Here is a 13,929-nt window from a genome sequence, read left to right as displayed (position 1 = left end):
GTGGGAGGGAAACCCCGTGCCGCTGTACTCGCCGTCGGGGGACGGCTCGCCGGATTCCACCGCCCTACCGGGAACCCCCGGCACCGGTGGCTCCATGCGCGTCGAACCCGCCGCCATCCCGAGCCTCGTGAACGCCTTGCAGTCCTCGCTGGACCAGGTCGGTGTGGAGATCGAGCACGCGATCACCGAGCTGCGCATCCGGCCGTGGGCCGGCGACCCGATCAGCAGCACCGCCGCCGAGCAGTTCAACGAGCGCTCGGTCGGCGGCGACCAGGACGCGCTGACCGCGCTGTGCGGCTACCGCGACCAGCTGCAATCGGCCGCCGAGTCCCTGCAGCTGGCCAACCAGCACTACCAGGACACCGACGACGTGAACGCGGTGCGGCTCGGGGGAGGGTGCTGACCGTGACCGGTGCGACGGGAGGCGGAACCCGATGAGTGACCACCGCTGGCAGGGGTACCGCCACGAGGAGCTCTACGAGCAGATCCACCAGGGCCCCGGCGCGGACGCGTCGACCGATTCGGTGCGCCGCTGGAGCGAGCTGACCCGCACCCTCGGCGAGATCGACGGCGATCTCGCCGCCGCGCTGAGCTCCGCGATGTCCGGCTGGCAGGGCGAAGCCGCCGACAACGCCCGCGGCGGGATCCGCCCGCTGGGCGAGTGGGCCGTGCAGGCGCAGCAGGCCGCCGAGTCGATGCGGGACCGCACCGAGCAGCAGGCCTCGTTCGTCGGCAAGGCCCGCGCCGACATGCCGCAGCCGCAGCCGCTGACCACCGAGGACCCGGGCACCGCGATCACCGGGCTGGTGCACCTGTTCGGCGGGCAGACCGACTACGAGGTGCAGGAGTCCCGCCGGGACGCCGCCGAGCAGCGCGCGTTCGAGGTGATGCGCACCTACGAGGCCTCCACCCGGGCCAACACGACCTCGCTGGCCTCCTTCGCGCCGCCGCCGCAGGTGGTCGTGGACGCGCACGTCCCCCCGCCGGGCGCGGCGAAGGGCCTGCAGCAGCCGAACATCACGATCAGCTGGGCGGGCGCCCCGGTGCCCGCCCCGCGCGGCGGCACCGGTTCGGCGACCACCCCCGGCGGCGCGCGCAGGCAGCCCGCGCGCGGTACGGCGGGGCGCGGCGGCGAGCGCGGCCGCGGCACGCACCCGACCGGTTCCGGCGGGGGCCGGGCGCGGCGCCGCGACGACGACCCGGTGGACCGCTCGGTGACCGAGCAGGTCGGCGGCGGTACCGGCTTCTTCGACGCACCGCAGACCCTGTCCCGGCCGGTCATCGGCGGAGATCCCGGTCAATGATCGGCGGTTCGGCACTCGCGGGTGCCGGTCCGGTCCGGCTGTCCGCGTTGGAGTTCGACGTGCTCGTCGAGCACCTGGAGTTGGAGACGATGCCGCTGGTGCTGCGGGTGCCCTCGCCGGGTCGCACCTGGACGGAGCGCGCGGAGCTGGCGGACTCGGCGTGGCGGTCGATGGGCGCCAAGCAGCTCGGCGACCGCCGGGAGCTGGACCCGGCGCTGGACCGGATGCTGCGGCTGCTCGCCCACCCGGAGTCCGAAGTGGACGGACGGACCTGGTTCGGCCGCAGCCTCCGGGTGCTCGCCGCCTCCGGCGTGCCGGACGGCAGCGGGGCGGACGCGGTGCTGGTCGTCAAGGACGAGGACGCGCTGACGTTGCGGCCGGTGTCGGCGGCCGGACTGGTGCGGGAGGTGGCCTCGGTGCTGCCGGTGCTCGGCGCCGGGCCGGGCCGATCGGTGACGGTGCGCAGCGCCGACCTCGACGCCGCCGCGGCCGCGACAGGCGGGAACGCCGAAGCGCTGGAGGGCGAGCTGGTCCGCCGCGGCGTGCGCGGCGACGACGCGGAGATGCTCACCTCGATGGTCCGCGAGGCCGGGGCGCGCGGGCAGTTCGGCGCCGCCGCCCGGGACCGGCTGGGCCGCCGGGTGCGGGCGCCGCGGGTCGTGGGGTTCTTCGACACCCCGCACGGCCGGTACGCGCAGCTGCGCCGGGATTCGCCGTCCGGTGATTCCTGGAGCACCGTCTCGCCCGCCGACACCCGCCGGATGATCGCCCACGTCGACGAGCTGCTGACCGAGCTGGCCCGCTGACGCGGAACGGGCCGCCCGTCCGGGTGGACGAGCGGCCCGTGGTCACCTGGTCGCTGCGATCAGGCGATGGGTTCCTCGATGCGGTCCCGCACCTCGGGGGCGGCGGAGCGCTTCGCGTCCGCGGCCTCGTCGTCGGGCTGCGTCTGCGAGTCCCGCTCGGCCTCGACGCGGGCGGTGTACACCTCGACCTCGCGGGCGACGCGCTCCTCGTCCCACCCGAGCACGTCGGCCATCAGCCGCGCCACCGGCTCCGCCGACTCCACCCCGCGGTGCGGGTACTCGATGGAGATGCGGGTGCGCCGGGTCAGCACGTCCTCCAGGTGCAGCGCGCCCTCGTGGGTGCACGCGTACACCACTTCGGCCTGCAGGTAGGCCGAGGCGCCGGGGACGGGCTTGAGCAGCTCCGGCCGGTCCGCGGTGGCCGCGAGCACCTCGTGCACCTGCGAGCCGTAGCGGTCCAGCAGGTGCCGGATCCGGTACGGGTGCACGCCGTGCGCGGACGCGATCTGGTCGGCCTGGTTCACCAGCGCGTGGTAGCCGTCGGCGCCGAGCAGCGGCACCCGGTCGGTGATGGAGGACGCGACGCGGCCGGACAGGTCCGGCGCCACCGCGTCCACCGCGTCGGCGGCCATCACCCGGTAGGTCGTGTACTTGCCACCGGCGATGGCGACCAGGCCGGGCGCGACGCGGGCGACCGCGTGCTCCCGGGACAGCTTCGAGCTCTCGTCGCTCTCCCCCGCCAGCAGCGGCCGCAGCCCCGCGTACACGCCCTCGATGTCGGCGTGCGTCAGCGGCGTGGCGAGCACCGTGTTGACGTGCTCCAGGATGTAGTCGATGTCCTTCTTCGTCGCCGCCGGGTGCGCGAGGTCCAGGTTCCAGTCGGTGTCGGTGGTGCCCACGATCCAGTGGCCACCCCACGGCACGACGAACAGCACGGACTTCTCGGTGCGCAGGATCATCCCGGCCTCGGAGACGATGCGGTCCCGCGGCACCACGATGTGCACGCCCTTGCTGGCGCGGACCCGGAACTGCCCGCGGCTGCCGGAGAGGCGCTGCAGCTCGTCGGTCCACACCCCGGTCGCGTTGATCACCGTCTGGGCGCGGACCTCGGTCTCGGCGCCGGTCTCGACGTCGCGCAGCCGCACGCCCGCGACCCGGTCGGCCTCCCGCAGGAAGCCCGTGACCTGGGTGGAGGTCGCGACGACGGCGCCGTAGCGGGCCGCGGTGCGGGCCACGGTCATGGTGTGGCGGGCGTCGTCGGCCTGCGCGTCGTAGTAGCGGATGCCGCCGATCAGCGCGTCCCGCTTGAGCGCGGGCACCATCCGCAGCGCACCGGCCCGGGACAGGTGCTTCTGCCCGGGCACCGAGCGGGCGCCGCCCATCGTGTCGTACATCAGCAGCCCGGCCGCGGTGTACGGCCGCTCCCACACGCGGTGGCTGAGCGGGTAGAGGAACGGCACCGGCTTCACCAGGTGCGGCGCGAGCCGGGTCAGCATCAGCTCCCGCTCCCGCAGGGCCTCGCGGACCAGCGAGAACTCCAGCTGCTCCAGGTAGCGCAGGCCACCGTGGAAGAGCTTGCTGGAGCGGCTGGACGTGCCGGCGGCCAGGTCGCGCGCCTCGACGAGGGCGACCCGCAGCCCGCGGGTGGCCGCGTCGAGCGCGGCGCCGGCGCCGGTGACGCCGCCGCCGATCACGACGACGTCGAACTCCTCCGAGCCCAGCCTGTTCCAGTTGCGTTCGCGGTCGCCCGGCCCCAGCCTGCCCTGCGCCTCCTCCGAGGCCCGGGTGGCGTCGGTGGCACCGGTCGTCGCGGTTGATTTCTCGTCGTGGGACACCTGGCGTCCTCCTCGCTCGAATCCCGATCACCGCCGACCCGCACCCCGTCGGCGCGTTCCGCGGTGGTCATCATGCCCGGCCTGCGCCTTGCACGCCTGCCGCGCCATTGCTGCTCTGACCTGCCGTGGCGAGATCCTTCTTCGCCCGGTCCTGCTGGATCTCGCCGGTGCGCCGGACCGTGGCGCCGCGCTCGACGAGGACCTCGACGTCGGCCTCCGGCGTGGCGGAATCGACGATCACCATGTCGAAGTCCTCGGCGGGCGCGACCGCGTGCAACGCGCGCCTGCGGAACTTGGTGTGGTCCACGTAGAGCACCCGGCGGCTGGCCGCGGCCAGCATCGCCTTCTTGATCTGCACCATCTCCTGCTGCGGGTAGCAGCAGATGCCGTCGGTCACCGCGGAGACGGACATGATCGCCAGGTCCACCCGCAGCCCGCGCAGCGCGTCCAGCGCCATGCCGCCGACGAACGCGTCCGCCCACGGCAGGTAGTCGCCGCCGATGGAGATCAGGTGCACGCCCTGCTGCCCGGCGAGCTCGCCGAACACCCCGCGGTGGTTGGTCACCACGGTCAGCGGTGCGCGTTCCGGCAGCCGCCGAGCCAGGTAGACCCCGGTGGTCGAGTCGTCGAGCACCAGCGCCTGGCCGGGTTCGACCAGTTCGGCGGCGGCGCTCGCGAGTTCGTCCTTCTCCGCCTCGTTCTGCTGCATCCGGTATTCCGAGGCCGCCTCGTAGAGCAGCGAGGAGGCCGCGGAGACGTAGCCGCGGTTGCGGTGCACGAGGCCCTGCGATTCCAGGTCGGCCAAGTCCCGGTACACGGTCATGGCGCTGGCGCCCACGGTCGAGACCAGGTCGTCGATGCGCAGCGAACCTTCCGCCATCACGAGTTCGGTGATCTTGCGCCGCCGGTCCTGCTGCTTGCCGGACGGGCGCCGACCCGACGTAGCGGACATCGTCGTCCCCCTCACCGCCACATCCCCTGCGGGGACTTCCACCATTGGGTGCCCATCCTCCTAGCCGAACCCCTGCCCGACGGTCGTGCCTCACCGCACGAATCCCGGACACAGCGAGTTCACCGTACATCGCGATAAAAACACCATCGCAAAGCTATTGCAATGTTTGTTTTCACATGCCTAATGTGACCATGTTCTTCGGCGCGTCCGGCCGCCGAAGCGGCTCCAACGGAGGAGGTCGACGTGCCCGTGCTCGCGACATCCGCGGCCGTCCAGCGGCCCGCGGAACCGCGGCGCGGAACCGGCGCGCTCACCCCGGGGCGGATCAGCGCGGCGTGCCGTCCGGCACCACCCGCCCAGCCGGACCAGCAACGCACACCCGACCGCGCCGATGGCGCCGCGACGAGGGGACCTGGGACATGAGTCTGGGTGAGATCTTCCTCTGGGAATTGATGGGCACGGCCGTGCTGACCCTGATGGGGTGCGGCGTCGTCGCCAACGTGACACTGCGCAAGGCGCTCGGCAACAACGGCGGCTGGCTGCTGGTGAACTTCGGCTGGGGCTTCGCCGTGTTCGCGGGCGCCAGCATCGCCGAACCCACCGGGGCGCACATCAACCCCGCCGTCACGCTCGGCCTCGCCGTCGACGGCCAGGTGCCGTGGAGCCAGGTGCCCGTCTACGTCGTCGCCCAGATCATCGGCGGCACGCTGGGCGCGGCGCTGTGCTGGGCGGCCTACAAGCTGCAGTTCGACACGCACGACGACCCGGCGGGCACCCTCGGGATCTTCAGCACCGCCCCCACCGTGCGCAACGCGCCGTGGAACCTCGTCACCGAGATCATCGGCACCTTCGTGCTGGTGCTGTGGATCATCCAGACGCCCGGTTCCGGCCGCGGCGACGACGGCGCCTTCAGCTTCGGCAACGACGCGCTCGGCTACGCGGCCGTCGCGTTCATCGTCATCGGGATCGGCGCCTCGCTCGGCGGGCCCACCGGCTACGCCATCAACCCGGCGCGCGACCTCGGCCCCCGCATCGCCTACGCGCTGCTGCCGATCCGCGGCAAGGGCCCCGCCGACTGGGGCTACTCCTGGGTCCCCGTCGCCGGGCCGATCATCGGCGGGGTGCTCGCGGGCGCGGTCGCCCTGGTGCTGCCCGCGACCTGAGCCGCGGCCACGTCCCCCGCGGTGCGGGCCCTCCGACCGGGCCCGCACCGCGCGGTTCCCGCACCGGGGGGCTGCCCGACCGGGCCGGGCGGGTGACACTCACCCCGAGCCCACGCACATCTCGGAATCCATCGAAAAGGACGACAACATGGCCTCCTACGTCGCCGCGATCGACCAGGGCACCACCTCCACCCGCTGCATGATCTTCGACCACGGCGGGCGCGTCGTGGCCGTCGACCAGGTCGAGCACCGGCAGATCTTCCCCAAGGCGGGCTGGGTGGAGCACGACCCGGAGGAGATCTGGAGCAACACCCGCCAGGTGTGCGCGGGGGCGCTCGCCAAGGCCGACCTGGTGACCTCCGAGATCGCCGCCGTCGGCATCACCAACCAGCGCGAGACGACCGTCGTGTGGGACAAGACCACCGGCAAGCCCGTCTACAACGCCATCGTCTGGCAGGACACCCGCACCGACACCATCGTCGGCGAGCTCGCCGAGGAAGGCGGGCAGAACCGGTTCCACGCCAAGACCGGTCTCACCCTCTCGCCGTACTTCTCCGGCACCAAGATCCGCTGGATCCTGGACAACGTGGACGGGGTCCGCGCCCGCGCCGAGAAGGGCGAGCTGCTGTTCGGCAACATGGACACCTGGGTGCTGTGGAACAGCACCGGCGGCCCCGACGGCGGCCTGCACGTCACCGACCCCACCAACGCCTCCCGGACCCTGCTGATGGACCTGGAGAAGCTGGAGTGGGACGAGGACATCTGCCGCCAGATCGGCGTCCCCACCTCGATGCTGCCGGAGATCCGCTCCTCCTCCGAGGTCTACGGGCACTTCCGCGAGCGCGGCGTGTTCGGCGGGCTCCCCATCGCGGGCATCCTCGGCGACCAGCAGGCCGCCACCTTCGGCCAGGCCTGCCTGTCGCCCGGTGAAGCCAAGAACACCTACGGGACCGGCAACTTCCTGCTGCTCAACACCGGGACCGAGCCCGTGCTGAGCGACAACGGGCTGCTCACCACCGTCGGGTACAAGATCGGCTCGAAGGACACGGTGTACTGCCTGGAAGGCTCCATCGCGGTCACCGGCTCGCTGGTGCAGTGGCTGCGGGACAACCTCGGGCTGATCGGCAGCGCCCCGGAGATCGAGCAGATCGCGCGCAGCGTCGAGGACAACGGCGGCGCCTACTTCGTGCCCGCTTTCTCCGGGTTGTTCGCCCCGCACTGGCGGTCCGACGCGCGCGGCGCCATCGTCGGGCTCACCCGCTTCGTCAACCGCGGCCACCTCGCCCGCGCCGTGCTCGAAGCCACCGCCTTCCAGACCCGCGAGGTCATCGAGGCCATGAACGCCGACTCCGGCGTCCCGCTGAAGTCGCTGAAGGTCGACGGCGGCATGGTCGGCAACGAACTGCTCATGCAGTTCCAGGCCGACATCCTCGGCGTCCCGGTGATCCGGCCGGTCGTCAGCGAGACCACCGCGCTCGGCGCCGCCTACGCCGCCGGGCTCGCCGTCGGCTTCTGGGCCGGGGAGGACGACATCCGCTCCAACTGGGCGAAGGACAAGCAGTGGGACCCGGTCATGCCGGAGGAGCGGCGGGCGCACGAGTACGGCCAGTGGCAGAAGGCGGTCACCAAGACCTTCGACTGGGCCTGATTCCGGCGGCTCGTCCCCCTCGGTGGGGCGGGTGGCGGAACCTCAGCGGTCCCCTCGCTGCGGGGTCTTTTTCACAGGTGGCTCCGCCACATGCGAAAAAGCCGTCCTCGCGAGGGGAGCGCTGAGAACCCGCGGGTGGTCACCTTGCTCTGGTGGTCGCTGCTCAGCGGCTGCGGTGCCTGCCGGGTCAGGGGGCCGTTCGTTCCGCGGCGGGGACTCCGGTGAACTCGGCGTGGCGGGGTTCGACGGGTTCTCCCCCGGAGAGCACCACCAGCACCACCGCGATCAGCGCGCCGACCGCCAGCGCCCACGACGCCGACACCTTCGGCATGCGTCCCCCTCGTCCCGGCCGGTGCGGGTGCCGTCCGACGACGGCTTCGCCCCCGGCCCCCGCTCGTCCCGCGGCGGCCCACCGGCTCCGGCATTCTGCGGCACCGCCGCCCGAACCGCCCGGCCCCACGCCGACCCGGTGTTCGGATCCCGTCGCGGACCAGCCGAGCGGCGTCATGGCCGAGGGAGGCGCCAGACGACGAGGATCCCGGTTCCTGCCGGGCTGACCTGTTCCGGTGCGGCCGGAGAACGGCCCACCTCCACGAACCCCAGCGCCTTCGGGATCGCGCCGCTGCGGTGGTTCGCCTCGTCGTGCCAGATCTCCACGTGCCCGGCGCCCAGCCGGAACGCCTCGTCGATCAGCGCCAGCGCCGCGCGGCGCGCGATGCCGCGGCCCTCGAAGTCCGGGTGCAGCCAGTAGCCGATCTCCAGGCCGCCCGGCCCGATCCGGTCCATCAGGCTCGCCGAACCGATCACCTGCCGCTCCGGGCCGAGCACCGCGTAGGTGAAGGACGTGCCCGCCGCCCACTCGCGTTCGGCCTTGCCGACGAAGTCGGCGGCCTCCTTCATCCCGTAGCCGGGTGCCGCCCACGCCATCCACGGCCCCAGGTGCTGGAGGGATTCGGTCACGACCCGCAGCGCCGTGCCCGCGTCCTCCAGCCGCCACCGGCGCAGGTCCACTCCGTCGTGGTGCAACTGCTCGCTCGGCTCCATGCGCGGGAGTCTGCTGCACTCCGCACCTCGGCGGTACCGAATTTCAGGACCGCTCCGCGCCCTCGGCCCGTTCCGCCTGGTCGGCCGGCTCCACCTGGTCGGCCGGCTCCACCCGGTCGGCCGGCTCCACCCGGTCGGCCGGCTCCACCCGGTCGACGAGCTCGACGTGGTCGGCCGGCTCCACCTGGTCGGCGAGCTCCACCTGGTCGACGAGGTGCTGCACCAGCTGCCCGTGCACCGCGCCCGGCAACGCGTGGCCCATGCCCGCGATCTCCGCGCACCGCGCCCCGGGGATCGCGGCGGCCAGCAACCTGCCGTGCGGCGGCGGGTTGATCGGATCCAGCGGCGCCTGCAGCACCAGCGTCGGGGTGCCGATCCGCGCCAGGCCCGCGCCGCGCTCGACGAGGACCTGCGGCAGGAGCGCGTGCGGATGCGGTTCCCGGATGCGCCAGGTGCCTGCGTGTTCGACGTCCCGCAGCTCGACCCGCCGGAACTCGGCGGCGTCGAACGGCAGTTCCTCCCCCGACAGCAGCCGGTGCCACTCGACGCGCTCGGCCAGCGCCGACTCCAGGTCCGTCGCCGCCGACGGCTCCTCGCCGCGGCGCACGAACCACGGCCGCGGCGTCGGGAACTCGTCCGGACTCGGCTCACCCGCCCGGGCCAGGGCCCAGTTCCGGGCGAAGTCCACGCCCAACGCGTGCGTGCACAGCAGCGTCGCGCTGCGCAGCCGATCCGGGGCCGCGACCGCCAGCAGCTGCACCAACCCACCGCCGAGGCCCATGCCGAGCACGTGCGCCGACGCCACGCCCCAGCCGTCCAGCACCGCCAGCGCATCCGCCGCCAGATCGTCGAAGCCGTACGGGTGCGCGGCGAACTCGCGGTGCGTGGAACGACCCGTGTCGCGGTGGTCGTAGCGCAGCACCCGCAGCCCGGCCTCGACCAGCAGCGCCACCAACCCGTCCGGCCACCCGCGGGAGGAGGTCACGTCCCCCGCCACCAGCAGCAGCGGCGGCGCGGCCGGGTCACCGATCGACTCGCTCCACAACCGCACGTCGCCGGAGCGGATCGTCCGCGCCGTCACCGGAAGTCCGCCGCGTGGTCGCGCGCCCACTCGTCGAACCGGCGCGCCGGGCGGCCCGTCAGCCGCCGCACGGTGGCGGTGGGCACGTCCGGCGATTCGGCCGCGGCCGCCAGGTAGTCCAGCAGCATCTCCGCGACCTCCGGCGGGCAACCCCGGCCGAGCAGGGCCTGCCGGGCCTGCTCGGGGGTGAGTTCCTCGAAGCGGACCGGTTCACCGATCGCCTCGGCGATCGCCGCCACCTGCTCCCGCTGGGAGACCGCCGCCGGCCCGGTGATCTCGTAGGCCCGCCCGGCGTGCCCCTCGCCGAGCAGCGCCTCGACCGCGACCGCGGCGACGTCCGCTTCGTGGACCAGCGCTTGAGCGGCCGCGGCGAACGGAAGCCGAACCACACCTTCCGTCCGGGCGTCCGCGGCCCAATCCAGCACGTTCAGCGCGAACGCCCCGGGCCGCAGGTGGGTCCACTCGGCGACACCCGACTCCTCCACCGCTCGCTCCACCGGGGCGTGCTGCTGCGCGCTCAAGCTGCCCGCCCCGCTCTCCAGGACCGACGCCGAGGACAGCACCACGATCCGCCGCACGCCCGCCCGCACCGCCAGCTCGGCGAACTCCCGCGCGCCGCCCGGCACCGGGAACAGGTGCACCGCCGACACGCCGTCCAACGCCGCGCGCAGCTCCGCGGGGCGCTCCAGATCGCCGGCGACCACCTCCGCCCGCGCCGGCAGCTCCGCCCGGCGCGGATCGCGGGTCACCGCGCGCACCGGCACGCCGGACTCCAGCAGCCCGCGCACCACCTCCCGGCCGACCGATCCCGTCGCCCCGGTCACCAGCACCGTCATGACATCCCCCAGCAGATCGCGGACGGCTGCTCCGCCCATCCCGATCCGCGACCGTACGCGCAGGTCACAGCCTTGAGCACGCGTCGCGGGCATTCGAATCATCACGTTGACCGGTGCCGCGGAGACCTATCTGCGGCGCCCGCGGATGGAGCGGCCGAGCGGCCGAGCGCTGGCCGAAAGTACGAGGAGCCGGCGATTTCACGGCCTATCGATCGAGCTCCTCCGGCACTTCGGCCGATCCGCGCCTGTCACCCGCGCGCCTAGGTTCGACGAGGGTCAGGGGTACCGGGGGAACGCGGGTGGTCACCGCCACGGGGCGTCGGGCGGCGGCCACCCGCCTCAGCGACGAACGGCGGCCGGGCAGCGGTGCGCCGCGAGTGAGGCAGGTTTCGGAATGGACGGCAACAGGGCTTTCGCCCCCGAATACCAGGGCGCGCTCCGGGACATGTCGGTGAACACCGCGTACGAGGACGTCCTGGCGCAGGCGCGCGACCGGTCCCGGTGGGCGGCCGAGCGGGGCACCGCGCTGGACGTCGCGCAAGCGGAGCTCGCCGTCGCGGAAGCCTGCCGCAGGCTCGGCCACCTGGAAGAGGCCGACGGGGCGTGGAAGGCCGCCTACCGGGCCGCCCGCACCGCCGGGAACGACGGCGTCCGCGGCTGGGCGCTGTGGAGCGGCGGCACGCTGGCCCGCCAGCGCGGCGAGCTGAACCTGGCGCTGCGGCTGCTCGCCTGGGGCCGCGACCTGTCGTGGCAGGCCGGAGACATCACCGCCTACGGCTACGCGTTCGCCGGAGTCGCCGAGACGCTGCGCATCCGAGGGGACTTCGAGCGGGCGCGCGGACTCCACGAGCACGTGCTCGCCGAAGCCCGCCGTCGCGAGGAATCCCGGCACATCGTGTGGGCGCTGGAAGGACTCGCCCAGATCGAGCGCAACACCGGCGACCTCGACTCGGCGGCCCGGCGGTTCGCCGAAGCCGCGCAGGTCGCCGAAGCCTCCGGCGACGACCGCGGCCACGCGTGGGCGCTGCGCGGGCAGGCGGACGTGCTCTCGCTGCGCGGCGAGCACGAGCGGGCGCTGGAGCTGCTCTCCGCCGCTGAGCGCACCTGCCGCCGGATGGACCTCTCCAGCGCCCTCGCCTACAACCGCAAGATGCGCGGCAACGTGCAGTTCCGCGCCGGTCGCCACCAGGAGGCCGCCCGCACCTACCGGGACGCGCACGACAAGTTCCGCGCGCTGCGCGAACCGCGCGGCATCGCGCTGTCCCGGCTGGGACTGCTCAAGAGCCTCGACGCGTTGGGGCGTCCCGCGGAAGCGACGATGGCGGACCTGGTGGCGTTGCGCGACGAGGTCAACGGGAACCAGCTGTGGCAGACCCGCACGATGGTGGAGAACGCGATCGCGGAACGCACCGGCTGAGCGCGGGATGCGGCGGCCCGTCCGACCCTGTCGGGCGGGGCGTTCTGCTTGTCGGGCGGGGCGTTCTGCTCGCGCGGAGGGCCGTTTCGGGCGTCGGGCGGGGCGTCCTGCTCGCGGGGAAAGCGGTTTCGGCGTCGGGCAGGCTGTTCTGCTCGCCGGACGGCCGTTCCGGAGGCGGGGGTCGTGGGCAGCGCCGACCCGCGAACGCGGAGCTGCGGCTTTCCGGCCGGGCCGGGCGGAGCCGGTGCGGACCGCGGCTTGACGTGCGGGCGCCGGTCAGCGCGGGAGCAGCGGTCGGCGTGCGGGCAGCGATCAGCGACGCGAGTGGGACGCGGGCTGGACGGGGAACCCGGCCGGGCGGGCGAAAAAGGGGAGGACGGCGCCACCGGTTCCGGGCTACCGTGGCGCCATGTTCGGGTACCAGCACCTCTGATCCGGCGCACCCGCGCGCCGCTCCCCCGTCCGCGGTGGTGAGCCCCTTCGAAGTGCCGCGCGGAGCCCGCCCGCTCGTGCTCGCGAGCGCCCGCCCAGCTCAGCCCAGCTCGAATCGGAGTGAACCCGTGCCCAGATCCGCGCACATCGCCTTCATGGCCGTCCCCGCGCACGGCCACGTCAATCCCGGCCTCGGCCTCGTCGCCGAACTGGCCGCCCGGGGACATCGCGTCACCTACGCGGTCACCGAGGACTTCGCCCCGCAGGTCGCCGAGGCCGGTGCCGAACCGGTCCGGTACACCTCGACGCTGCCCTCGGCCGCGACCCAGCAGGAGTGGCCGGAGGACCAGGCCGCGGCCGTGCTGCTGTTCGTCGACGAGATGATCTCGGTGCACCCGCAGCTGGGCGCGGCCTACGCCGCGGACCGGCCGGACCTGGTGATCTACGACATCGGGACCCTGCAAGCACCGGTGCTCGCCCACGAGTGGGGCGTCCCGGCGATCTGCCTGTCCCCGACGCACGTCCGGTTCGAGGGGATCGAGGAGGTCTTCGGCTTCGACGACTCCCCCGAGCTGCTGGCGGTGCACGCCAAGGCCGACGCCTTCTTCGCCGAGCACGGGGCGCCGCTGACCTTCGCGACCATGGACCGGGAGTGCAGCGTGGTCACCATCCCGCGCTCCTTCCAGTACTACGCCGAGTCGGTGGCGGCGAACCACACCTTCGTCGGCCCGATGCTGACCGCGCGCCGCACCCAGGGGACGTGGCAGCGGTCCGGTGCTCGTCCGGTGCTGCTGATCTCGATGGGTTCGGCCTTCACCGACCAGCCGCAGCTGTACCGCGACTGCCTGGCGGCGTTCGGCGGGCTCGACTGGCAGGTGGTGCTGAGCATCGGCGAGGTCGTCGACCCGGCGGTGCTCGGCGAGGTACCGCCGAACGTCGAAGTGCACCGGTGGGTGCCGCAGCTCGACGTCCTGTCGCAGGCCGACGCGTTCATCACGCACGCGGGCATGGGCGGGACGATGGAGGCCCTGCACGCGGGAGTGCCGATGATCGCGATCCCGCAGGCCGCGGAGCAGTTCGCGAACGCGGCGCGGATCGCCGAGCTCGGCCTCGGCGTGCACCTGCCGAAGGAAGAGGCCACGCCGCAGGCGCTGCGGGCGGCGCTGCACCGGGTGTCCACCGACCCGGAAGTGCTGGCCCGGTCGGCGGCGATGCGCCGCGAGATCGGCGAAGCGGGCGGCGCCCGGCGCGCCGCGGAGATCGTCGAAGCGCGGCTCGGCGCGGAGTCGGCCTGACGTCCCGGGGGCGCGGGGCCCCCCCCCCCCCCCGCCCCCCCCCGGGCCCCGGGGGGGGGGGGGGGGGGCCCCCCCCCGCCCGGGGGGGGCCCGGGGGCCCGGGGGGGGGGGGGGGG

The 13,929-nt window shown here is 73.7% G+C and carries 13 protein-coding genes; 7 read left to right on the top strand and 6 right to left on the bottom strand.

The features are described from left to right. Window positions 1-16: 16 nt before the first annotated feature. Genes LCD35_RS17280 through LCD35_RS17270 form a run of 3 tightly spaced genes read left to right on the top strand, consistent with a single transcriptional unit; the run spans window position 17 to window position 2,110 of the window. Window positions 17-403, top strand: a complete 387-nt coding sequence (locus LCD35_RS17280) for a hypothetical protein (protein ID WP_225044459.1) — start codon at window positions 17-19, stop codon at window positions 401-403. A 31-nt stretch (window positions 404-434) separates the two neighbouring features. Beyond that, entirely contained in the window at window positions 435-1,304 is an 870-nt protein-coding gene (locus tag LCD35_RS17275) for a PPE domain-containing protein (protein ID WP_224978343.1), read from the top strand. Beyond that, window positions 1,301-2,110 carry an ESX secretion-associated protein EspG gene (locus tag LCD35_RS17270; protein WP_224961506.1) on the top strand — a complete coding sequence of 270 codons (810 nt, stop codon included), beginning with the start codon at window positions 1,301-1,303 and terminating at the stop codon, window positions 2,108-2,110. Before LCD35_RS17275 ends, LCD35_RS17270 begins: the two co-directional genes overlap by 4 nt. A 59-nt stretch (window positions 2,111-2,169) precedes the next feature. Here LCD35_RS17270 and glpD read toward each other — a convergent pair whose 3' ends face one another. Next, entirely contained in the window at window positions 2,170-3,867 is a 1,698-nt protein-coding gene (glpD, locus tag LCD35_RS17265) for a glycerol-3-phosphate dehydrogenase (protein WP_224961512.1), read from the bottom strand. A 148-nt stretch (window positions 3,868-4,015) separates the two neighbouring features. After that, window positions 4,016-4,897: a DeoR/GlpR family DNA-binding transcription regulator gene (locus LCD35_RS17260; RefSeq protein ID WP_224961508.1), complete on the bottom strand. Its 882-nt coding sequence runs from the start codon at window positions 4,895-4,897 to the stop codon at window positions 4,016-4,018. A 419-nt stretch (window positions 4,898-5,316) separates the two neighbouring features. On the opposite strand from LCD35_RS17260, the gene LCD35_RS17255 reads away from it, so the two are divergent. Next, window positions 5,317-6,060: an MIP/aquaporin family protein gene (locus LCD35_RS17255; protein ID WP_224961510.1), complete on the top strand. Its 744-nt coding sequence runs from the start codon at window positions 5,317-5,319 to the stop codon at window positions 6,058-6,060. 148 nt (window positions 6,061-6,208) lie between these two features. Continuing rightward, window positions 6,209-7,708: a glycerol kinase GlpK gene (gene glpK / locus LCD35_RS17250; protein WP_224961514.1), complete on the top strand. Its 1,500-nt coding sequence runs from the start codon at window positions 6,209-6,211 to the stop codon at window positions 7,706-7,708. A 187-nt stretch (window positions 7,709-7,895) separates the two neighbouring features. On the opposite strand, the gene LCD35_RS17245 is transcribed toward glpK, so the two are convergent. The 4 genes from LCD35_RS17245 to LCD35_RS17230 form a co-directional block, all read right to left on the bottom strand. Beyond that, on the bottom strand, window positions 7,896-8,039 hold the full coding sequence (locus LCD35_RS17245) for a hypothetical protein (protein WP_224961517.1): 144 nt from the start codon (window positions 8,037-8,039) through the stop codon (window positions 7,896-7,898). 173 nt (window positions 8,040-8,212) lie between these two features. Continuing rightward, on the bottom strand, window positions 8,213-8,752 hold the full coding sequence (locus LCD35_RS17240) for a GNAT family N-acetyltransferase (RefSeq protein ID WP_224961519.1): 540 nt from the start codon (window positions 8,750-8,752) through the stop codon (window positions 8,213-8,215). Between the two features lie 43 nt (window positions 8,753-8,795). Continuing rightward, on the bottom strand, window positions 8,796-9,833 hold the full coding sequence (locus tag LCD35_RS17235) for an alpha/beta fold hydrolase (RefSeq protein ID WP_224967658.1): 1,038 nt from the start codon (window positions 9,831-9,833) through the stop codon (window positions 8,796-8,798). Beyond that, a complete protein-coding gene (locus tag LCD35_RS17230; protein ID WP_225044458.1) occupies window positions 9,830-10,708 on the bottom strand; it encodes an NAD(P)H-binding protein in 879 nt (292 codons plus the stop codon). Before LCD35_RS17230 ends, LCD35_RS17235 begins: the two co-directional genes overlap by 4 nt. 355 nt (window positions 10,709-11,063) lie before the next feature. Between LCD35_RS17230 and LCD35_RS17225 the strand changes: the two genes are divergently transcribed. Together LCD35_RS17225 and LCD35_RS17220 are read left to right on the top strand one after the other, a co-directional pair. Next, window positions 11,064-12,086 (top strand): tetratricopeptide repeat protein, encoded by a 1,023-nt coding sequence (locus LCD35_RS17225; RefSeq protein WP_224961525.1) that lies wholly within the window; start codon window positions 11,064-11,066, stop codon window positions 12,084-12,086. Between the two features lie 587 nt (window positions 12,087-12,673). After that, a complete protein-coding gene (locus LCD35_RS17220; RefSeq protein WP_255615126.1) occupies window positions 12,674-13,813 on the top strand; it encodes a macrolide family glycosyltransferase in 1,140 nt (379 codons plus the stop codon). Window positions 13,814-13,929 lie beyond the last annotated feature (116 nt).

It is taken from the genome of Saccharopolyspora sp. 6V, assembly GCF_020176785.1.
GTDB classification, from domain to species: domain Bacteria; phylum Actinomycetota; class Actinomycetes; order Mycobacteriales; family Pseudonocardiaceae; genus Saccharopolyspora_C; species Saccharopolyspora_C gregorii.
This window is presented reverse-complemented; position numbering and strand designations above follow the sequence as displayed.